Below are 21,277 nucleotides of genomic sequence, written 5' to 3' on the forward strand. Positions count from 1 at the left end.
TGCTCCGGAGCAATACAAAGGGGCAAAATACTGGGTTTTTAGCAATGTATAGTAAACGAGTTTATTTTTTATCTATACCCGCGCATGCTTGATCAGCATGTGGGTGGATTGGGCCAGACTTGACGTGACTGCTACGAACTGATAAACGTCACGTTGAGAGTCGCGAGAAGCGCGCTTGTGAGAGGGATATTCGGTCTCATGATTTCACGATGCTCCACACGGTACGTGGCGCTGGTGCTCTTCTTCACCTTGTGTCAGGTGATCGGGACGATGTGCGTCTTGCCCGACATTTCCGTCGCGGAAGAGACGGCGGCGCTCGTAGAAGAGGTAATGACCTGCCCGATGGACGGAACCACGATGTGTCCGCCGTCGGCGACCTCGTCGCCGGAACGCCAGGGAAAACATAGCGCGGTCGCAGATGTTGATTGTGCCACGCTCCTCCTCAGCCCTTCCACAGATCTCACAACCCTCGCAGTCCAGACTCTGTGCTCATGGAGTAACGCGGTTTCCATTGTTCCACTCTCCATAGATTCTTCTTCGGTCCTCCGAATCTGATACCACATCTCCATTTCCTTCTCGCCGCTCCGCTTCCTTGAGTTGAGCGGGCGATCCATCATTATCGGTTCTCTCTATTCATGCCTTCCGGAGGTGGTGTCATGACGCGAGTATTCCGTCGTCATAATCTGCGTCTCCTTTTTTGGGGTGTGGTTCTTTTCCTTCTCACGGGAGTGACGGTGGCGCACGCGCGTGAAGAGCAAAACGGTTCCCTACCCGCAGGGGATAGCCATAACCTGAGCGGTCCAAGGATCAGTCTCCCGACTCTCATTGAAGAGCTCGAAGCAGCGAATCCAGAGATCAAAGCCACCCATCAACGTTGGGAAGCAGCCAAAGCCGTCGTGCCGCAAGTCCAGACGCTCCCTGATCCAAAAGTTCAGCTTGGGTATCAGCGGATGCCGATGATGGAGCCACTTCAAGGGACGATGTATGGTCTTGCGCAGGAAATTCCCTTTCCCGGAAAACTGCGACTCCGAGGGGAGGTGGCGACCCGGGAAGCTGAGCGGCTGGAGCAGGAGTATGTTGCGACGCGGCTGCGATTGATCGCCCGGCTGAAGCAGACCTATTTCGATCTGCATTTCATTCACAAAGGCATTGAGATCGTGGAGCGAAACAGGCAGCTGCTGGTGCAGTTCGAGAAGACGGCGAAGGCCCGCTACAGTGTGGGGCAAGCAGCCCAGCAGGACATCTTCCGCGCCCAGGTGGAGAGCTCGCGAGTCCTCGACCGGCTCGCCGTGCTTGACCAACAAAAAGAGAGTCTGCACGCCGAGATCAATCGTCTCCTGAATCGTCCTCCGGCTGGGCCGCTCGGCACTCCGGAAGAGATCCAGGTCACGCTCCTGACCGTGCCGTTGCCGGACCTGAGTCAGCGGGCCGAGGCCTTCTCTCCCATCCTGATGGCCTCCATGAAGGGTGTGGAACGTGGGCAGCAAGCGGTCTCGCTCGCCCGTCGACAGTACTTTCCGGACTTTGACATTAGTGCATTAGGCCTGCGGAACGATCTCATCCATGACAACGGCTACCAGGTGATGCTCGGGATTAAAATCCCGCTCTTTTACCAAACGAAGCAACGTGAAGGCGTGAGGGAGGCCGCTGCCGGCTTGAGCAGTGCGCGCGAGGAGTTTACGGCTACGCGCCAGGACGTCCTGTTCCAAGTGAAGGATTCGTTCGTCCAGGCGCAGCGCGCAGAACGCTTGGTGACGATCCTACGCGATGCGATCATTCCACAGGCCACCCTGGCTCTGCGAGCCTCGCAATCGAGTTACGCCGTGGGCAAGGTGGATTTCCTTACGCTCTTGAACAGCCTGTTGACGTTGCAAGACAGTGAGTTAGAGCTCCATGGGGAGATGGTCTCACATGAGAAGGCGCTCGCGCGGTTGGAAGCCATAACCGGTGGGCCATTGACCGAGGGAGTCCAGGAAGGAATCCACATCCAATGACTCCTCGGGCTTTGTCTATCGGCCTGGCACTGCTGCTGACTGTGGGGCTCACCCTGGGGTGGTGGTGGACAACCGTGGATTCTACGTCGACACCTCCAGGCGAGCGGCGTGAGACGACCTCGACCCATGAGGCTATGCCTGGCGTGGGGAATCCGGGTGAGCAGCCGGGATCCCCCGAGCAGGTTCAGACCGAAGGCACGGCATCCTCTCCGGAGAGTACCGCGCCCACCGTGAGGATCCCGCCCGAGCGGTTACAGACGATTGGTGTGAAATTCGAGGAGGTCACGCAACGCCCGCTCGAAAAAGTCATTCGCACGGTCGGCCGAGTAGAGATCGATGAGCGCCGCCTCGAACGGGTGAATCTCAAGCTCGCCGGCTGGATTGATCAACTCGCCGTCAGCGCCATCGGAGATCACGTCACGAAGGGGCAGAGTCTCTTCACTATTTACAGTCCCGACTTGGTCGCTACCCAAGAGGAGTATCTCCTGGCACTTCAGAGCGTCCAGGAACTCGGACAGAGTGAATTTCCAGAAGTCGCTCGAGGCGCTCAAGATCTGCTCGAAGCGACACGGCGCCGGTTCCAGCTGTGGGATATCACGGAGGACCACATACACGAGCTTGAGAAGACCGGCCAAGTGCTAAAAACGCTTCCCATCCATTCGCCGATGACCGGGACGGTCATCCGGATGGAGGCGCGGAAGGGCTCGTATGTCAGTCCCGGCACTGAGCTCTATATGATCGCCGACCTTTCCAGCATCTGGGTCCTCGCCGACATCTACGAGTATGAGTTGCCCTCGATCAAGATCGACCAAAGCGCGACGGTCACGCTCTCCTATGATCCCCGCACGAAGCTGCATGGTCATGTCGCGTTCATCTATCCAACCCTCGATCCCAAGACTCGGACCGCCAAGGTCCGGTTCGAGTTGGAGAACTCCGGCGAAAAGCTGAAGCCGGACATGTATGCCAACGTGGAGATCAAGATCCCCCTCGGGACACAGGTCGCGATTCCGGACGGAGCCGTCGTCAATACGGGGCTCCGTAAAGTGGTCTTTGTGGACAGAGGACAGGGCAAGCTGGAACCGCGAGAGGTTCAAGTGGGAGACAAAGTCGAGAACGCTTATGTGGTCGAAAGCGGACTCCGCTCTGGAGAGCGTGTCGTGACGTCGGCGGCGTTCTTGATCGATTCCGAAAGCCAGTTGCGCTCCGCGCTCGGGATGATGGGCATGCATGGCATGGACATGGGCTCACCACCTTCCACGGCACCGTCCGGCATAGCCCAGCATGGACAGGGGCCGATGGAGGGAATGGCCGGTATGAAGCATTAGGCAGGGACACCGGCACAGAAGGCACGCGATGATCGGGAAAATCATTGAATACAGCGCCCAGAATCGGTTCGTCATAGGGTTAGGCATCGCCTTCTTCACCGCATGGGGAGGGTGGGCGTTGTTACATACGCCGCTGGATGCCATCCCAGATCTCTCGGATGTACAAGTGATCGTCTATACCGAGTGGGAGGGCAGAAACCCGACGCTCATTGAAGAACAGATTACCTATCCGATCGTATCGCAAATGCTCTCGGCTCCTCGCGTCAAAGTCGTACGGGGCGTTTCCTTCTTCGGCTATTCGTTCGTCTACATTATTTTCGAAGATGGGACGGATATGTATTGGGCGCGATCTCGTGTCCTCGAATACATGGCTGGAGCGCTCAGGCGGTTGCCGCAAGGCGTGGTCCCCGTCTTGGGACCCGACGCGACCGGTGTCGGATGGGTGTATCAGTATGCGCTTGTCGATCGCAGCGGCCAGCGGAGCCTCGCGGAGCTGCGGACGTTACAAGATTGGTATGTTCGCTATTGGCTCAAAGCGGTCCCCGGCGTAGCGGATGTGGCCAGCCTCGGAGGATTTGAAAAACAGTATCAGGTCCAGCTCGATCCGACGAAGCTCCTCGCCTACAACCTCTCGATTCGCGACATCATGGAGCGGATTCGGGACAGCAACAATGACGTGGGAGGCCGAGTCGTCGAGTTCGCCGGCGCCGAATTTATGGTGCGCGGACGAGGGTATGTCCGATCCATTCAGGATATCGAACAGGTGGCCGTCGGCACCAATGCGAAGGGGACGCCCATCCTCGTCCGCGACATCGCGACGGTGGCACTGGGGCCGGAAATGCGCCGAGGTCTCGCTGATCTCGATGGGAGTGGGGACGTGGTCAGTGGGATCGTCATTATGCGGTTCGGCGAGAACGCGATGAAGGTCATTGAACGGATCAAGGCGAAGATCGCCGAAATCCAACCGTCGTTACCCCACGGCGTCGAGTTCGTGCCCACGTATGACCGCTCGGATCTGATCCTTCGATCGATCGCCGCGTTGAAGGAGAAACTACTCGAGGTCATCCTGGTCGTCAGCCTGGTCTGCCTGGTCTTTCTCTTCCATCTCCGCTCAGCGTTGGTCGCTATTCTGACTCTGCCGATTGCCATTCTGCTCTCATTTTTGGCGATGTACTATCTCGGCCTCCCCTCGAACATTATGTCGCTGGGCGGCATTGCGATTGCAATCGGTGCGATGGTTGACGCCGGCATTGTCATGATTGAAAACGCGCATAAGCGCCTCGAAGACGTGCCGGATCTGTCGTCTACAACTCGGGCGCGGGTGATTCTCGAGGCGGCGAAGGAGGTGGGAAAGCCACTGTTCTTCTCGTTGCTGATTATCACCGTCTCTTTCCTCCCCGTCTTTACCTTGGAGGCGCAGGAAGGGCGCCTCTTTAAACCGCTGGCCTTTACGAAGACCTTTTCGATGTTCTTCGCGGCGTTGCTCTCGATTACGCTGATGCCCGTACTGATGGTACTGCTGATCAAGGGACGGATTACGCCGCTTGTGAACAATCCTCTCAATCGCCTGCTGGTAGCCGCCTACGAGCCCGTCGTCAAGCTGGTACTCCGATTCCCATGGGTAACGGTGCTGTTGGCCTTCTTCGCGCTGGCCGGGTCTCTTCCGGTGTATGAGAAGCTCGGCTCGGAATTCATGCCCCCCTTGAATGAAGGGACGATCTTATACATGCCCGTGGGTCTTCCCGGCCAATCCGTGACCGAATCGAGCCGCCTGTTGCAGATCCAGGACGCGTTGTTGAAGCAGTTTCCGGAAGTCGAGCGCGTCTTCGGAAAAGCGGGCAAAGCGGATACCGCGACCGATCCCGCCGGCCTGGAGATGTTCGAGACAGTGGTCACACTGAAACCCGAAACACGGTGGCGCCCCGGCATGACGTGGGAAAAATTGATCGATGAGATGGATCGCCAAGTCCAGCTTCCGGGCGTCATCAATGCTTGGACAATGCCAATCAGGGCGCGGACCGATATGTTGACGACCGGCATTCGAACTCCGGTCGGCATTAAAATTTCCGGACCGGACCTTGACGTCATTGAACGGACGGGGACAGCCGTGGAAATGGCGATCAAGAGGGTTCCAGGGGCTCGCAACGTGTACGCGGAGCGGGTGACCGGCGGCTTTTTCTTAGACTTCCGTCTGAAGCGGGAAGAAATTGCCCGATACGGTCTGACCATCAGCAACGTGCAGGATGTGATCGAATCGGCCATCGGCGGACGTGTCATTACGACGACCGTGGAAGGCCGGGAACGCTACACCATTAACCTGCGTTATGCCTCGGAATTGCGCGACGATGAAACGCGGTTGAGTCGGGTGCTCGTGAAGACCCCGGAAGGGAGCCTGATCCCGATGTCACAATTGGCAGAGATTGTCCGAACCCGCGGCCCGGCAACGATTCGCAGCGAGGCCGGTCTGTTAACAGGCTATGTGTATGTCGATGTGGCCCATCGTGATGTGGGCCGGTTTGTGAACGACGCGAAGGCGGCCGTCGCGAAAGAGGTCACATTGCCGCCGGGCTATATCATCTCCTGGTCAGGACAGTACGAATATATGCAGCGAGCGGCCGAGCGGCTTCGATTGGTGATTCCTTTAACGGTCTTTCTGATTTTTGTCCTCCTCTACTTCAATTTCGACTCCGTGACGAAATCGTTGATCGTGATGTTGTCGGTGCCCTTCGCGTTAATCGGTAGCGTCTGGTACCTGTACCTCCTCGAGTACCACGTCAGCGTGGCGGTCTGGGTCGGCATCATCGCGTTGGCGGGAGTGGCGGCCGAAACAGGCGTGCTCATGATCGTCTATCTCGATGAAGCCTATGAGAAACGGGTTCAAGAAGGCCGCATGCGCACGCGAGCGGACCTGTATGAGGCGGTATTGGAGGGCAGCGTGCAACGCGTGCGGCCCAAGACGATGACCGTGGTGGCGATTATGGCCGGACTCTTGCCCATCATGTGGAGCCATGGCGCGGGGACGGACGTGATGCAACGGATTGCCGCCCCGATGATCGGTGGGATGCTCACGTCCGCAATCCTGACGCTGCTGGTCATCCCCGCGATTTACATGCTCTGGCGCTGGCACGGGGACGTGAAGTACCGCCTCCGACCCGTTGAAGCTGCACCGTCTCGGTCCGTGGTGACTGATCGAGAGGGAATCCCGATATGACCTCAACGAGAAGACGTCCCTGCCTGGGCACCGGTGTCCTGTCATCTTCCCTTCGTGTCGAAAACGATCCTGACATCGAGTTGCGTGGACTCGATATCGACCGACGGAGGCTGACCCGGGTGCGAACAAGCTGGAACAGGCACACACGCCTGTGAGGGGGATGGGGAGCTGCCTTCACCTTGCGGTGGAGAGTGTTCGTGGGATTGCGCCTGGTCGAGTCTGCTCCTGCATCGCTTGGCGCGCGAGACAGGTGGCGATCATTGCAGGAAGGCTGTGTCTCTTGGGTATCTTGCGACCTAACGGAAAACCAATGCTGACGCACGTCTTCAAGGAATTCAGACGCAAGGATTTGGCCGTCCAAGGCGCACCGGGGCATACCTAGTGCTAGGCCTCGATACGCACAGGTCCAGGGTGGGGGAATGAGTTGCGCACCATGAGGCGGCACATACAACTGGCGGCAGGTGTCGTAGTGCTGTTCGGAGCGCTCGGTTTTGGCTATTGGTGGGGGCAAAGCATGAAACCTGTCGAGATGATTCGCGCCCAACTCCGCGCGATCGACGAGGGAGAGTACCCCCGGGCGTATGACTATTTATCCTCCACCGCGAAGGCCAAGCTGTCCTTCAACGAATTTGTGGCGCTCATCCAGAACAACAATGTCGTCGCGGAAACACGCAATAGTAGCTTTCTGTCACGGAGCATGAACGGCGCCACCGCGACCATTGGTGGCATTCTGGAAGGGTACGGACTCGAGGTGAGCGAGGCCCGGTACATCGTGGTGAAGCAAGGTGACCAGTGGAAGATCGAGAGCTTTGAGTGGGGACCTCCACGTCGGTAACGCACAAGGCGCGAAGGCCAACGTTGTTGAGAGCCCGCTCACGTTCTACCAAGCAAGGTGGCCTGGCGCTATTTTCACGCGTCCAAGAATGTCCGTTACGCGTCTCGACCTCGTAAGCCGATGCGCTCGCGCACGGCTGCCTAGGTGACGTCTTCATCTTCGAAAGGGTGCACGCATGTCACCGGTGCTCTCATCGTATGCCGTTAGAGGGGCCCTGCTTGTTCTAGGCTTGGTGACCTTGATGGGCCTCGTCGTCCATATCGGTCCAGACAGGATCTACAGAGCCGGAGCCAGCCTCGGTGCCGTAGGAGTCGCGGTGATGCTCTTGCCCTCCACCGTCATGTATCTCCTTGATTGCCTCGGCTGGCGATTCACCTTAGGACAGTACGCTGTCGCTGTCCCATTCTCACGGCTCTTTGTGATCCGGACGGCCGGTGAGCTCGTGAACGCAACCACACCGACGGCCTATCTCGGAGGAGAGCCTCTGAAGGCCCACTTGCTCAAACAGTACTCCATCCCCATAGTCGAGAGCTTAGCGTCCGTCATCGTCGCAAAAACGACCATGACGATTGCGCAGATCGTCTATATTCTTCTTGGCATTGGTCTAGGGGTGTGGATGCTCTTTCCATCGAGATCGACACCGGCTGACACCGCTTCAATCCTGGCCGCTACCCTGAGTGTCACTCTCCTCCTGTTTGGGACCGCCCTGTTTATCCTGATTCAACGCCGGGGTCTCTTCACCGTGCTCTTTGGCACTCTGGAGCGATGCCGGATTCGAGTTGCCGCGCTGGAAACCAGACGTGAAAGACTGCTCGCGCTCGATGAATCCATCGTGGGGTTCTACACCCGAGCGCCAAGGTCGTTCTTTTTCTCGACCACCTTATTTCTTGCGGGCTGGTTGGTGGAAGCCATGGAGGTCTATGTGATTCTTCTGTACCTCGGAGAGCCGATTGACGCGATGACCGCCTTATCGATTGATGCCTTGTCGACCCTGATCAAGGGCGGGACGTGGTTCATTCCCGGAAGCGTGGGGGCACAAGAAGCGGGAAACCTGATGCTGTTGAGGACCTTCGGCTATACCGACGTGACGGGGATGACCTTCGCCTTGGTTCGACGGGCGAGAGAACTGGTGTGGATTGCCATTGGCGTGCTCTGTTTGGCGTTCATGACGTTAGGGAATAGGGCCAGCATCCAGGCAGAATGAATCACACAAAAAAGGAGCTCCAGCGTCTTGAAGGATCCAGCCGTACATGAATGTGAAGCATGACGGGGAGGGCTGACAGAGAAGCTCAATGAAACGTGGATCTGTTGGTGGCCGATCACACGCCAGACGATGTACTCCGCTCACCGTTCGCGATGAGCGGTGCTCTGTGCGACGCCTCCGAAAAGGAGACGAAGGAGAAGGGACATGAGCGAGAGGAGACCCATGCAGTCAGCACGCAAGATTCTCCAAATCATCCCAGCCAACGGCTGGAATGCGCTCTATGCGATCCGTCCGGAAGAAAACAAGAATGATCCGGTCTGGGTGTCACCGTTGGCCTGTTGGGCCCTCGTGCAGCAGGAGAACGTGCGATATGTGGTGGGCCTCGATTGCACCCTGTCGTTCTGTGATCAGGGCGACAACTTCCTTGGGTATTTAGCGCCGGGCATGCCATCTGACACCTGGAAAGAGCAGGCGCTTCGGAATCTTCAGAATCCCAAGAGAAATGGGAGCAATGTCTAAGCCGAACCGTGCGGACCTGGACCTGGGCGGCCTTGGCGGTCTTCGCAGCAGAGACGAAATGTGAGCTGACATGGGGAAGAAACTCTTTGTCGAGGGTTTTCCGGAGTCCGATACCGATCAACAGCTCTACGATTTATTTGCTCCGTTTGGCCAGGTGGTATCCGCCAGAGTGGTCAGAGGGCATCGAGGGGAATCCCTGCGGTTCGGGTTTGTGGAAATGGCCTCGGACGAAGAAGCGGTCCGAGCCCAAGCGGCACTGCACAGAACCTTACTAGAAGGGCACTCTCTCATCGTCACCTTTGCACAGTAGGAGAACCCGTCATGCACAAGAAGGCCGAGCAAGGGGCGAGGTAGAAGACGATGGACTCCGTTTTAGTGGTCGGTATCCCGCTCCATCTTCTTCGGCATCAGTGGAGTGTCAATGTGTATTCTGGTCTGTGAGACTGGGCGATTGGGTAGAAATGACAGAGTGTCATGATCGCACACTTTACCCCCGGCTGAGAGGAATCCAGCGATGACGACCCGAGCGCGCACGATGATCACCTTGTTCATAGCCAGCGCAACAATCAGCGGATGCCTTTTGTGGCAAGGCCCACTCTTGTCTGCGCCGTCACATGCGGATGCCCTCGCCGCGCGTCACAATGTCGTGGGGATACAAGCGTACAAACAGGAGCAGTGGGATCGGGCCAAAGAACATTTCGAGACAGCGGTCAAGATTGCGCCGTCGCTCGCGGAAGTGCATTACAACCTGGGCATGGTGTTGTACCGGCAAGGGAAGGATGCCGAGGCCAAGCCGCATTTTCTGAAAGCGGCGGCATTGGCGCCAGAGAACGACGTCATCCAGAGCGCGCCGCCGTTCAGCAAAGTGGAGGCGCCATCCAGGCCCAGTGGACCTTCAGGCATGTCCGACGGCCACGGGGGGCACAGCCACTAGGCTGGATGGCGCGGCGAACTTCAGCGCGCCCCTTGATCCGGCACCTGGCTCTTCGCGCTGGGCATCGGGGTGCCACCAGATGGCCCTGTGCTCGCGGACAGACTCGCAGGGCGAGGATCATGGCCCGTCGCCACCGTGAAAGAGAATGCTTCATATGAAGGAACCATCGAGCCTACAGCGATCAACAAGGGTGAACGGTGCGGTGCTTCGCTACACGGTTGAGGGGAGGGGGGTTCCCGTTCTCGTCATTGGATCTGCCGTCTACTATCCGCGAACCTTCTCTCGGCAGCTCAAGGACGTTTGCCGATTGGGGTTCATGGACGTTCGGCATTTTGCCGAGACCGATGATTCGTTCAGCCCGGAGAGGATGACCTCGAACACCTATATAGACGACATCGAACATGTTCGTGCCGAGGTCGGATTCGAGCGAGCTGTAGTCGTTGGCCATTCGCACCATGGCAATCTCGCGCTCGAGTACGCGAAGCGATATCCATCGAAGGTGTCCCATGTCGTCCTCCTTGGGTCTCCGCCCTGTGATGTGAAAGGCACGCTCGCAGGGGCACACGAATACTGGGCCAGTCATGCGTCGGACGCGCGAAAGGCGGTGCTCCGGGAGAACTGGGCCAGACTTCGCTCGGGGAAGCTTGAGGCGATGGCACCGAAGGATGCCTTTATTGCACGGTACATCGCCGACGGTCCGAAGTATTGGTATGACCCAACCTACAACGCCTCGCTGTTGTGGCTGGGCATGCCGGTCACTATGGAACTCGTAACAGTGTTCCGAAGTTTCTTCGCGCAGTATGAGTTATTGTGGAATCCAACGCTGTTGAGGGCGCCGGTTCTCGTGGTGATGGGGCGTCATGATTACGTGGTGCCGCACGTACTTTGGGACACGGTGCTGCCAAGACTGCAGCATGTCTCGTTTCACTTGTTCGACCAGAGTGGCACACGCCACAGTTAGAGCAACAGACGCTCTTCGATCAGGTATTTCTTGAATGGCTCCGACAGGACTCCTGTACGAGCCGTGTAAGCACGTGCGTGAGCGCGGGGGCTCTGCGATCGGATTGACGAAGTCGGGACCCATTGCAATCTGAACGGAGGAGAGGCGGAATGATCCCGGACTGTATTTCGAGACGTCTGTTATTGAAGCGCGCCGGCGTGTTGGGTCTGCTGGCCGCCGTGGAGCACCTGATTCCCGCCTGCACCTGGACAGAGGCCACCGCCAAGACTCGTTCGCACATCGGTTCACAGACGCCGCTGAGCGGAGACATGATCGATCTGACGATCAGCGAACAGCTGTTTCGCGTTGACGGTCGAAGAAGAACTGCGATCACGATCAACGGGACCATCCCGGGTCCCGTGATTCGTCTGAAAGAAGGGCAGACCGCCACACTGCGTGTCACTAACCATTTGGCGGAACCTACCTCGATTCACTGGCACGGGTTGCTCGTGCCGCCCGAGATGGATGGCGTACCGGGGGTCAGCTTCGGTGGCATCCCGCCCGGCATCACATTTACCTATCGCTTTCCGATCCAGCAGAGCGGCACGTATTGGTTTCACAGTCACTCCGGCGGTCAGGAGCTCCTGGGCGTGTACGCGCCGATGATTCTTGACCCTGTCGAGCCGGACCCGTTTCAGTATGACCGCGAGTATGTAGTGATGCTTTCGGATTGGACGTTCGAATCACCAGAACCCCTACTCTCCAATCTCAAAAAACAAGGGGGCTACTATAACTTTCAGAAGCGCGCCGCGAGGGAGTTCTTTGCCGACATCGCGAGGTCCGGTCTCCTGCCGGCACTGGCCAACTATTTGAGTTGGGACCGGATGCGGATGGACCCGACGGACTTCGCGGACGTCACCGGATACACCTTCACCTATCTGATGAACGGCCTGTCGCCTGTCGGCAATTGGACAGGGCTCTTTCAGCCGGGGGAGCGGGTACGTCTGCGCTTCATCGATGCGGCGAGCATGACCTTCTATGACGTGCGCATCCCGGGACTCAAGATGACGATCGTGCAGGCGGATGGGCAGAACGTCCAGCCCGTCGTGGTGGAGGAGTTTCGCATGGGACCGGCCGAAACCTACGATGTCATCGTCGAACCGGTCGTGGATCGCGCGTACACCATCTTTGCCGAGACGATGGATCGCAGCGGCTTCGCACGGGGCACATTGGCAACGCGCCCAGGCATGAGTGGGGAGATCCCAGAACGCCGACCCCGCCCGCTCCGTACGATGGAAGATATGGGAATGAGTATGGAAGGCATGGACATGGACGGGATGAACATGTCGGGCATGAAGAAACACTCGGACGGGAGCGCCATGCAGATGCCCGGCATGGGGCCGCACCGTGAGATGCCGAGCATGCAGTCATCAGCCGACACGCCAAAGATGGAGCACATGCAGCACGGTTCAGACATGCAGAAGATGCCTGACAGTCACGAGATGCCGGGCATGGAGAAGGGCCATCCACGCCGCTCGAAGATTCCCGGGGCGGAACCGGTCAAACATAGCCCCGACGATCACGGCCCCGGCAATCAAACAGTGGCCGAGTATTCGCAGAACCGCATGGCGGAACCAGGAAGAGGACTGGAGGACAGTGCCCGCCGCGTATTGCTCTATACCGACTTGAAAAGCCTGGCGCCCTATCCAGACCAACGTGAGCCGGAGCGGGAAATCGAGCTCCATCTCACGGGTCACATGAACCGGTACATGTGGTCGTTCGACGGCAAGAAATATTCAGAAGCTCGCGAGCCGATTCGTTTCCACTACGGCGAGCGCCTGCGCCTCACGTTCGTGAACGATACCATGATGGAGCATCCGCTCCATTTGCACGGGATGTGGATGCATTTGGAAAATGGCGCGGGCGAATACTTGCCGCGGAAGCATACCGTCGTCGTCAAGCCGGCCGAGCGGTTGTCCGTCGCCGTCACGGCGGACGCTCCGGGACGCTGAGCGTTCCATTGCCACCTGCTGTTGCACATGGAGGCCGGGATGTTCCGGGTCGTTGAGGTAGCGGACGACCCGCGAGCGAGATCCTCGTGAGTGTTTCCTTACGAGCCGTGCTTGTGGTGCTTCTGGCGTGCCTCTGCAGCACCTGCATCGACTCGACGGTCCTTGCGCAATCTATACTCCAGTTCCCCATAACTCCGCTTCGATCGATGATGACGGATACAGTCTCAAGCTCAAAGGCTCAAGCCGGTTCTACTTCGTCCCAGGGGTCTATACCCGTCGGCCCTTCCGCCCGGCAAGAACGGACATCGCCCAATTTATCCTCGCCAGGTGGCTGGCCGCCTCCCGTGAATGATCAGGAGAACCGCCTCTACGCCCTCGTTGACGTCCTCGAATACCGCCCAAGCTCTGGTGGAGGCCAACGTCCGAGCGACTACCGGTGGGACGTCGAGGGGTGGTACGGCGGAGACTACAACCGAGTCTGGTTCAAAAGCGAAGGGCAACGGGATACGGCATTCAAAGCGGACTACGACGTGGACTTTCAGCTGCTCTATGGACGGTTCATCCAGAAGTATTACGATTTTCAAATCGGCTCTCGCGTCGAAACGCAGACGTTTCGCGGGCGCAATGTAACCCGTGGGCTCGCGTCAATCGGGATCGAGGGACTCGTGCCCTACAGCTATGACCTGGAAGCCAATATGTTCATCGATCAAAACGGCGCGGTTTCTGCGCGCCTCTCGCTCACCAAAGATTTGCTCCTGACGCAACGACTGATTCTCCAGACCCGTGTTGAAACCAACGCGGCCATTCAGCGAGTCGAAGAATTCACCACCGGCTCCGGGCTTAACAACCTCGAATTCGGAGTGCGTCTACGCTATGAAATGCGGCGCGAGTTCGCGCCTTACATGGGCATATCCCTGGACAAAAGTTTCGGCGAAACCGCCACGCTGGTGCGCCGAGAAGGGGGAGACCCGAGTCAGGTTCGATTTGTTGTGGGTGTGCGGGCGTGGTTTTAATCGAGAAATGGAAATTGACATGGCCAGCCGAAGAAATATTTTGCCGCAACACGGGATCGTTCGAGTCGGGTTCGCGAGGGGCAGGGCATGGAGCTCTCCCGTCCCTCCGATCGCTTGCTCGTGTGGACCATCATCGGCTGGCCGGTGAGATTGTAAGAAGGGAGGAAGTGATGTCATTCACTAGTCACAGGTTTCACGTATTGCTGTTCGTGATGGTGGCGTCGGTAATCGGCGGGTGCGCGTCAACGCCGAAGTCCGCACAGACAGTGCTACCGGCACCAGCCGGCACGAGTGCCGCTGCGGTCCGCCACCATGACGAAGGCATTCTCGCCTATCAGCAGGGGCAGTGGGAGAGCGCGAAGCAACATTTTGAGGCGGCCATTGCAGCATCCCCAGAGTTGGCCGAAGCGCACTACAACCTGGGGATGGTCTTGTACCGCCTTGGAGCACTGCGTGAGGGAGATGCGCATTTCATCACGGCGGCAAACTTGGCGCCGGGGGACAAAATCATCTGGAATTCACCCCCTCTCGCTGGCGTGTCAGTTCCGGAGAAAGAGAGCAAAATGCCAGGTCACGGAGGAGGCGGGCATAGTCACTGACGAGGTTGTGCTGAGAGGGGGCAGAAAGGCTACATGTGCACGTGTCACGGTGCAGAGGCAGATGTTCCCGCGTGAGACTAGGTCTGAGCCTCTTGCTTCACAATGGAAAGAATGGATGTTGCGATGACACCACGAAGGTCAGGCACTCACGGGCGCGTACGTTGGCTTTTACCATTATGGCCATAGTTCAGCATGCCCATACGTTCCGCTGTCGGCATGAGCGGCGCTCGGTGTTCACCATCGGGGTGTGGATCAACAAGCCGTTGTTATGGGTGAGGAAGGATCGGCACTTCTTCAGGATCCAGAACGCTGGCTGCTGGTGTTTGTGATCGGCGCCTTACCCCGTTGGCCATGAAGACTGGAAACGACTGCGGCGACTATCCCATCCGACCAGAGTTGACCCGTACTTGACCGTTCGAACTGAGCCTGGCAGAGTCAGAGGCTTCTGACGATAGTGGGAGGGGCGAAGAATGTGTAACTTTGGGGAGGGGCTATGTTATATATGGGTTACACTCAGAGGCATAGCTGGTGTTGAAAGGGCGAACAGAACATGTGCTCCTGGTCGTACTGGTTCTCCTCCTCGGAGTCCAATTGACTGGTTATACCTGTCTTGGTGAGTGGCAAGTCGGGTCAGCCGTGGGTCTCGTCGAAGCCGTGGATCTTTCCCCATCTCCCGATGGGGCCGTGACAGATGACGGGTGCCCCTGCCATTTTGTGTTCCAGTCCGTGGCCCTTCCCGCTCCTGAAATTATCTCTCCCTTCGCAGATGATGTCGTCTTGACTTCTACATTGTTCGCGCCGACCTTTGTCGTGGTCCTCTTCCATCCTCCGCTGAGTCTCTGACTCTTCGCAACTAGCCGTTCTCACAATTGATCAGCAGGCGAAGCATTGCCCTGTGATGCAGGCAATGGGGAGGACCCTCATGCAACACAAAACCGTGTGTCTTGTTGGCATTATCTCGCTACTCGGCAGCATCTGGTGCGGGGAGTCAGCGCCCGCCAACGCTAATACAGGTGTATTCAAGCTCGAGGAAATCATTGAGCTTGCGTTGAATCGGAACCCGGCAATGGCCGGCGCGGCAGCCGCTGTCAAGCAGAGTCGGGGAGAGCGAACCGCGGCTGGTGCATATATGAATCCGTCGATTAGTGGGACAGCGGGACGTGGGGCGATCACGGATCCAAGAACGGGCGTCGTCATTCTTGAGCATCAAGTGACCATTGAACAACCCGTGGAGTTGCCGGGGAAGCGTCGGGCCCGCCAAGGGGCCGCTGACGCGGGTCTGGCGGCGGCCCAGGCGGGAGTCGAGCATACACGACTGACGGTGCTATCCGATGTCAAAGTGGCCTTCTATCAGCTATTGCTGGCGCAACGAGACGTCGAACTGACGATCCAAAACCTGGCGACGATGCAAGAGATCTTTCACATGATCAAAGCTCGGGTCGATGCGGGCCAAGCGAGACCGTTTGAAGCCGTGAAAGCGAGCGTCGAACTGCAGAAAGCCGAAAAAGATCTAAGCCGGAGCCAAAATGGGTTGGTCGTCGCACGGGCCCGAGTCGACGTGCTGACAGCCGGGGCGCTGGGGAAAAACTTTGTGGTGGGCGGGGACTTTTTGTCGTTCCCCCAGGAACTCGCGTTAGATGAACTGACGGCGCGTTCGCTGGAATCGCATCCGATGCTCCGGAGACTCACCAAGCGGATCGAACAGGCTGAGCACAGCATTGTGCAGGAACGGGAGTCCCGCCTTCCCTACATCGCCGTCTCGGGTACGTACATCCGGGAAGCCGGCAATCAAGATTTCCTCATGGGGTTGAGGATTCCTCTTCCTCTGTGGTACCGGCGGCAGGGGGAAATCGAAGCCGCCTTGGGGGCAAGGGAACGTACCGAAGCGGAGCGAATGTCGGCGCAGAATGAGCTGGTGAGGAACGTGACTGAGCAGGTCCAGGGAGCGCAAACGGCGCGGCAGCAGCTCGACGTGTTTGAAAAGGGATTGTTGAAGCAAGCGGAAGAGGCGCTCAGGATCGCCCGGATCAGTTTCAAGCAGGGCGCGGCCAGCCTATTAGATGTGATTGACGCACAACGCGTCTCCCGCCAGATCCTGCTGGAGTATGCCCAGGCACGGGCCGATCTGTCTGTCGCTCTGGCGAGGCTGGAACGCTGGACGGGAGACCTTCAATGAGCTGGTTGACGGATTTCTTTAGGGCAGGCGCGGAAACCAGGCTCATTCTGGCTGACCCCTCATGCCACGCCGGTGGTCTTCCAACCAGGAAGTCTCCCATGAGCCAGAATATGTTCGTTCTAGTGGTGTCTTCCCTCATCGCTGTTGTCGTAGGTTGTAACGAGCGCAAGATCGAGCCACCGCCGCCGAAGACAACGGCCGAGCAGGAGCCAGGCAAGGCTGCTCATCAGACTGGCAATACTCTTCCACAAACTGAGACCAGGGCGCCACACCAATTGACAGTCTCACCTCAGGCACTCGAAGGACAAACGTTCCAGACCGCCGTCGTTGAACGCCGAGTCTTCCGGGATGAAATTCAAGCCACTGCGACCATCAAGCCGAACGAATATCGGCTGTTCCATCTCAGTCCCCGAATCGAAGGCCGAGTGATTAATGTCATGGCAGAGCTCGGTGATCAAGTTAAAGAGGGGCAGCCGTTGGCGTTGTTCGACAGCATTGAGCTAGGACAGAAGAAAGCAACCTTTCTCCAAGGTGTGACCAATCGCGATGTGGACACTCGCAACTACTCCCGAGAGAAAGGCTTGTTCGAGCAACGCATTTCCTCGGAGAAGGAATATGTGGAAGCCAAGGGCACCTATGAGAAAAGCATGGCGGCCTATCGGGCCGCCTACGAAGCCCTGCGGCTCGTGGGCCTTTCGGACGATGAAATCAAAAAGATCGGCTGGAGCGGGAAGGGGAAGGCTCTCTCCTCCTTCGCGCTGGTGGCTCCACAAGCAGGGACGGTGATCGAGCGGAACATCACGCGTGGTGAACTGCTGACACCGAAGGACAATGCCTTCACCATCGCGGATCTTTCCACCGTCTGGATCCTCCTCGATATCTATGAACAGCATCTGGCCGCTGTCAAAGTCGGGAGCGAGGTGGAGATCACCGTGGACGCATATCCGAAGGAGAGATTTCGCGGGAAGATCGCCTACCTCGGTTACGTGCTGAATCCGGATACACGAACCGTCGATGCACGGGTCGTGATTGCAAACCTCGACCGCCGTCTGCGACCCGGCATGTTTGCCCGAGCGGCCATCATTCTTCCTAGCACGCAAGAGGATCAACAGGTCTTGATCATTCCCCAGGACGCCATTCAACAGGTCGACGAGAAGCCGGTGGCATTTGTGGAGGAGCGCCCGGGCGCCTTTACGGTCAGGCCGGTTGTCGTCGGTCGCAAATCGGGAAAGGATGCGGAGGTACATTCCGGCTTGGCCGAAGGCGACCGGGTCGTCACTCACGGATCCTTCTATCTCAAATCCATTCTCTTGAAGGAACGGATCGCGGGAGACTAGCCAGAGAATCGTCAGAGGAGCCACTCATGTTGAACTCACTCTTTGAATTTTCGCTGCGCAACCGATTTCTCGTGCTGGTGTTTGTGGGCCTCATTATTGCCGCCGGCGTCTATGCCATGCGGAAGTTGCCGATCGATGCCGTGCCCGACGTGACGCCGAATCAGGTGCAAATCCTCACCGACTCGCCCGGCTTGGGTCCCGTTGAGGTCGAGAAATTCATTACCTTTCCCGTTGAAACGGCGCTGTCGGGGTTGCCCGGTATCACCCTGATCCGCTCGGTGTCCCGTTTTGGGCTGTCCGCCGTCACCGTGTACTTCGAGGAGGGCATGGACATTTATTTCTGCCGGCGACTTGTCATGGAACGCCTGCCGCGGGCGCGGCAGGCCATTCCACCGGGATTCGGTAATCCCGAGATGGGCCCGATTTCGACGGGATTGGGGGAGGTCTTCCAGTTCGAGGTCAAGGGCCAAGGCTTTTCCCTCATGCAGCTACGCACGATTCTTGATTGGGACATCGCCTTGAAGTTGCGGTCCGTTCCGGGTGTCGTTGAGGTGAACAGTTACGGAGGGGAGCTCCAAGCGTACGAAGTGGTGCTCGATGCGAGCAAATTGGTGGCGTATAAGATTCCGATCGGCCGGGTCTTCGAAGCAATCGAACGCAATAACGCCAATGCCGGTGGCGGATACATCGTGCACGCGCAAGAGCAGTATCTGATCCGCGGCGAGGGGTTGGTGCAAACGTTGGAGGACCTCAACAATATCGTCGTGGCGACGGGGCACGACGGGACGCCGATTACCATTCGCAATATCGCGCAGACCCGTTTTCAACCTCTAATCCGGCAGGGAGCGGTGACCCGGGACAAAGGCGGTGAAGTCGTGACGGGCGTAGCCCTCATGCTTATCGGCGAAAACTCCCGGGTCGTCGTCAACCGCATCAAGGCGAAGCTTACGGAGATCCAAAAATCGCTCCCGCCGGGCGTGACAGTCGATCCCTACTATGACCGAACCGATCTGGTGCGTACGACCATTCAAACGGTCGCCACCAATCTGACCGAAGGCGCCCTTCTCGTGATCGCCGTCCTGTTTCTCCTGCTAGGCAACCTTCGGGCCGGCCTCATCGTGGCCTCGGTGATCCCACTGTCGATGTTGGTCGCACTCACCGGCATGCTCGCCGCTGGCATATCCGGCAACCTCATGAGTCTGGGGGCCATCGATTTCGGTCTCATTGTCGACGGGTCGGTCGTCATGATTGAAAACATCATGCGGCATTTGGCTGAGCGGCGAAAGGAGGTACGGGGCCGACTTGGCCACGACGAGATCCGGCAAGTGATTCTGCGATCCGGCCGGGAGGTCCTCCGCCCGATCTTTTTTGCCGTCGGCATTATTATCATCGTTTACCTGCCAATTTTGACGCTGCAAGGCGTCGAGGGAAAGATGTTCCGACCGATGGCGCTGACCGTCATCTTCGCGCTCGTGGCTGCGCTCGTCCTCGCGTTCACGGCGGCTCCAGTCTTCGTGAGCCTGTTCTTGCGCCAAGAAGTTCGTGAACAAGAAACGTGGGTGGTGCGCTGGGCCAAACGGATCTACCAACCGCTCTTGTCCCAGACCTTCCAGCATCCGGCGATCACCGCTACCGCTGCCGCTGTCATTTTTTCCGGCAGCCTGGCGCTCGCGTCGGTGCTGGGGGCGGAATTTATTCCCAAGTTGGATGAGGGCGCGATCGCGCTGCAAGCCTGGCGGTTTCCCAGTGTGGCCTTAGAGGAATCCGTCAAGAGCACGACCCGGATCGGGCAGATTCTGGGGCAGTTTCCAGAGGTCGCCACCGTAGTCCCGCGAACCGGTCGTCCAGAGATTGCCACCGATCCAATGGGAGTCGAGGTCAGTGACGTGTATATCATCTTGAAGCCCAAGTCGGAATGGAGGACGGCTCACACGAAAGCGGAGCTGATTGAGGCCTTCGATCGGGCGTTGAAGGCGGCGGTGCCCGGCACCATCTTCAGTTACTCTCAGCCCATTGAGTTGCGGGTGCAGGAGCTGATTGCCGGAGTGCGTTCCGATATCGCCATCACGATTTTCGGCGAAGATATGGACACGCTTAAACGCCTGGGCGATCAGGTGGTGCACGTGGTCTCGGGGGTCCAGGGGGCCGCGGACACCAAGGCCGAACAAGTTGCGGGCATGCCGTACCTGCGAGTCATCATCAACCGCGAGGCGATCGCTCGCTATGGCATCAACGCCTCGGAGATTCTCGGGACCGTCGAAGCCCTCGGTGGACGTGTGGCGGGGCAGGTCGTCAAAGGCAATCAGCGCTTCTCCATTCAGGTCCGCTTTCGGCCAGAAGATCGGAGCAATTTCGATCGGATCAAGGACATCCGGGTCGCCGATCCTTCAGGGCGACAGATACCGCTCAGTCAGCTTGCCGACATTCGGACGGAGACCGGTTTGGCGCAGATCAGCCGGGAAAATATTCACCGGCGTCTGGCGGTGGAAACCAACGTCCGAAGCCGGGATTTAGCGAGTTTCGTGGCCGAGGCGCAGCGAGCCGTGGAAGCCCAGATCCCCCTACCAAAAGGCTATTGGATCGAGTGGGGAGGACAGTTTCACCAATTACAGGAGGCGTCCACACGGCTGGCGATCGTCGTCCCGATCACGTTGTTTCTCATCTTCGTGCTGCTCTATTCGACCTTCAACACGGTCGGGCCGGCGATGCTGATTTTTCTGAATGTGCCACTGGCCGCCACCGGCGGCATCATCGCCCTGGCGCTCCGCGGCATGCCCTTTTCGATTTCGGCCGCGGTCGGGTTTATTGCGCTGTTCGGAGTCGCGGTCCTCAACGGCGTCGTCCTGATGGCCTACATCCTCGATTTGCAGAAACAGGGCCTGTCGCGTGCGGAAGCCGCTTCGCAAGGCGCCATGATTCGTCTGCGTCCGGTGCTGATGACGGCCTTGGTGGCCAGCCTCGGGTTTGTGCCGATGGCCCTCTCGACCTCCGCGGGGGCGGAAGTGCAGCAGCCGCTCGCGACCGTGGTTATCGGTGGACTCGTGACCTCCACGGCCCTGACTCTTCTAGTGCTGCCGACCTTGTATGTGTGGGAAGAGCGCCTGCGAGAAGCGTGGGCCCAACGGAGAGGGGAAGCCAAAGAAGTGCCAGTGCCTTACGGACAAGAAGTGTAGGACGA

The 21,277-nt window shown here is 58.3% G+C and carries 16 protein-coding genes and 1 pseudogene; 16 read left to right on the plus strand and 1 reads right to left on the minus strand.

Going from position 1 to position 21,277, the window contains the following annotated elements; translation table 11 throughout:
* Positions 1-254: 254 nt before the first annotated feature.
* Complete coding sequence (locus tag GDA65_15910; protein MBA5864180.1) at positions 255-434, minus strand: hypothetical protein; 180 nt, start codon at positions 432-434, stop codon at positions 255-257.
* Between the two features lie 222 nt (positions 435-656).
* On the opposite strand from GDA65_15910, the gene GDA65_15915 reads away from it, so the two are divergent.
* The 16 genes and pseudogenes from GDA65_15915 to GDA65_15990 all read left to right on the plus strand — a co-directional run bounded on the left by GDA65_15915 (position 657) and on the right by GDA65_15990 (position 21,272).
* On the plus strand, positions 657-1,994 hold the full coding sequence (locus GDA65_15915) for a TolC family protein (protein MBA5864181.1): 1,338 nt from the start codon (positions 657-659) through the stop codon (positions 1,992-1,994).
* A gap of 230 nt (positions 1,995-2,224) precedes the next feature.
* A complete protein-coding gene (locus GDA65_15920; protein ID MBA5864182.1) occupies positions 2,225-3,319 on the plus strand; it encodes an efflux RND transporter periplasmic adaptor subunit in 1,095 nt (364 codons plus the stop codon).
* Between the two features lie 28 nt (positions 3,320-3,347).
* The gene (locus tag GDA65_15925) at positions 3,348-6,530 is read left to right on the plus strand and encodes a CusA/CzcA family heavy metal efflux RND transporter (protein ID MBA5864183.1); all 3,183 of its coding nucleotides are present in this window, start codon (positions 3,348-3,350) and stop codon (positions 6,528-6,530) included.
* Between the two features lie 433 nt (positions 6,531-6,963).
* The gene (locus GDA65_15930) at positions 6,964-7,365 is read left to right on the plus strand and encodes a DUF4864 domain-containing protein (GenBank protein MBA5864184.1); all 402 of its coding nucleotides are present in this window, start codon (positions 6,964-6,966) and stop codon (positions 7,363-7,365) included.
* Between the two features lie 175 nt (positions 7,366-7,540).
* Positions 7,541-8,569 carry a flippase-like domain-containing protein gene (locus GDA65_15935; protein MBA5864185.1) on the plus strand — a complete coding sequence of 343 codons (1,029 nt, stop codon included), beginning with the start codon at positions 7,541-7,543 and terminating at the stop codon, positions 8,567-8,569.
* A gap of 222 nt (positions 8,570-8,791) precedes the next feature.
* The gene (locus GDA65_15940) at positions 8,792-9,088 is read left to right on the plus strand and encodes a hypothetical protein (protein MBA5864186.1); all 297 of its coding nucleotides are present in this window, start codon (positions 8,792-8,794) and stop codon (positions 9,086-9,088) included.
* 70 nt (positions 9,089-9,158) lie between these two features.
* Positions 9,159-9,398 carry an RNA-binding protein gene (locus GDA65_15945; protein ID MBA5864187.1) on the plus strand — a complete coding sequence of 80 codons (240 nt, stop codon included), beginning with the start codon at positions 9,159-9,161 and terminating at the stop codon, positions 9,396-9,398.
* Positions 9,399-9,602: 204 nt separating this feature from the next.
* On the plus strand, positions 9,603-10,022 hold the full coding sequence (locus GDA65_15950; protein ID MBA5864188.1) for a tetratricopeptide repeat protein: 420 nt from the start codon (positions 9,603-9,605) through the stop codon (positions 10,020-10,022).
* Between the two features lie 145 nt (positions 10,023-10,167).
* The gene (locus tag GDA65_15955; protein ID MBA5864189.1) at positions 10,168-10,983 is read left to right on the plus strand and encodes an alpha/beta fold hydrolase; all 816 of its coding nucleotides are present in this window, start codon (positions 10,168-10,170) and stop codon (positions 10,981-10,983) included.
* A 149-nt stretch (positions 10,984-11,132) separates the two neighbouring features.
* Positions 11,133-13,064 (plus strand): annotated as a pseudogene (locus GDA65_15960) (copper resistance system multicopper oxidase).
* A 116-nt stretch (positions 13,065-13,180) separates the two neighbouring features.
* Positions 13,181-13,987 carry a copper resistance protein B gene (locus GDA65_15965; protein MBA5864190.1) on the plus strand — a complete coding sequence of 269 codons (807 nt, stop codon included), beginning with the start codon at positions 13,181-13,183 and terminating at the stop codon, positions 13,985-13,987.
* 170 nt (positions 13,988-14,157) lie between these two features.
* The gene (locus tag GDA65_15970) at positions 14,158-14,586 is read left to right on the plus strand and encodes a tetratricopeptide repeat protein (GenBank protein ID MBA5864191.1); all 429 of its coding nucleotides are present in this window, start codon (positions 14,158-14,160) and stop codon (positions 14,584-14,586) included.
* A gap of 528 nt (positions 14,587-15,114) precedes the next feature.
* Positions 15,115-15,429 carry a hypothetical protein gene (locus GDA65_15975; protein MBA5864192.1) on the plus strand — a complete coding sequence of 105 codons (315 nt, stop codon included), beginning with the start codon at positions 15,115-15,117 and terminating at the stop codon, positions 15,427-15,429.
* Between the two features lie 52 nt (positions 15,430-15,481).
* Positions 15,482-16,762 carry a hypothetical protein gene (locus GDA65_15980; protein MBA5864193.1) on the plus strand — a complete coding sequence of 427 codons (1,281 nt, stop codon included), beginning with the start codon at positions 15,482-15,484 and terminating at the stop codon, positions 16,760-16,762.
* Positions 16,759-18,099, plus strand: a complete 1,341-nt coding sequence (locus GDA65_15985; GenBank protein MBA5864194.1) for an efflux RND transporter periplasmic adaptor subunit — start codon at positions 16,759-16,761, stop codon at positions 18,097-18,099. Before GDA65_15980 ends, GDA65_15985 begins: the two co-directional genes overlap by 4 nt.
* A 26-nt stretch (positions 18,100-18,125) precedes the next feature.
* Positions 18,126-21,272: a CusA/CzcA family heavy metal efflux RND transporter gene (locus GDA65_15990; GenBank protein MBA5864195.1), complete on the plus strand. Its 3,147-nt coding sequence runs from the start codon at positions 18,126-18,128 to the stop codon at positions 21,270-21,272.
* The last annotated feature ends 5 nt before the right edge of the window (positions 21,273-21,277 follow it).

It is taken from the genome of Nitrospira sp. CR1.1 (assembly GCA_014055465.1).
In the GTDB taxonomy this organism is placed as follows: Bacteria; Nitrospirota; Nitrospiria; order Nitrospirales; family Nitrospiraceae; genus Nitrospira_A.

What these genes read in the sequence shown, in the direction of transcription:
- GDA65_15945 (MBA5864187.1), top strand. Translation starts at nt 9,159, where the DNA reads ATGGGGAAGAAACTCTTTGTCGAGGGTTTTCCGGAGTCCGATACCGAT.
- GDA65_15985 (MBA5864194.1), top strand. Translation starts at nt 16,759, where the DNA reads ATGAGCTGGTTGACGGATTTCTTTAGGGCAGGCGCGGAAACCAGGCTC.
- GDA65_15915 (MBA5864181.1), top strand. Translation starts at nt 657, where the DNA reads ATGACGCGAGTATTCCGTCGTCATAATCTGCGTCTCCTTTTTTGGGGT.
- GDA65_15930 (MBA5864184.1), top strand. Translation starts at nt 6,964, where the DNA reads ATGAGGCGGCACATACAACTGGCGGCAGGTGTCGTAGTGCTGTTCGGA.
- GDA65_15940 (MBA5864186.1), top strand. Translation starts at nt 8,792, where the DNA reads ATGCAGTCAGCACGCAAGATTCTCCAAATCATCCCAGCCAACGGCTGG.
- GDA65_15990 (MBA5864195.1), top strand. Translation starts at nt 18,126, where the DNA reads ATGTTGAACTCACTCTTTGAATTTTCGCTGCGCAACCGATTTCTCGTG.
- GDA65_15950 (MBA5864188.1), top strand. Translation starts at nt 9,603, where the DNA reads ATGACGACCCGAGCGCGCACGATGATCACCTTGTTCATAGCCAGCGCA.
- GDA65_15955 (MBA5864189.1), top strand. Translation starts at nt 10,168, where the DNA reads ATGCTTCATATGAAGGAACCATCGAGCCTACAGCGATCAACAAGGGTG.
- GDA65_15925 (MBA5864183.1), top strand. Translation starts at nt 3,348, where the DNA reads ATGATCGGGAAAATCATTGAATACAGCGCCCAGAATCGGTTCGTCATA.
- GDA65_15965 (MBA5864190.1), top strand. Translation starts at nt 13,181, where the DNA reads ATGATGACGGATACAGTCTCAAGCTCAAAGGCTCAAGCCGGTTCTACT.
- GDA65_15970 (MBA5864191.1), top strand. Translation starts at nt 14,158, where the DNA reads ATGTCATTCACTAGTCACAGGTTTCACGTATTGCTGTTCGTGATGGTG.
- GDA65_15935 (MBA5864185.1), top strand. Translation starts at nt 7,541, where the DNA reads ATGTCACCGGTGCTCTCATCGTATGCCGTTAGAGGGGCCCTGCTTGTT.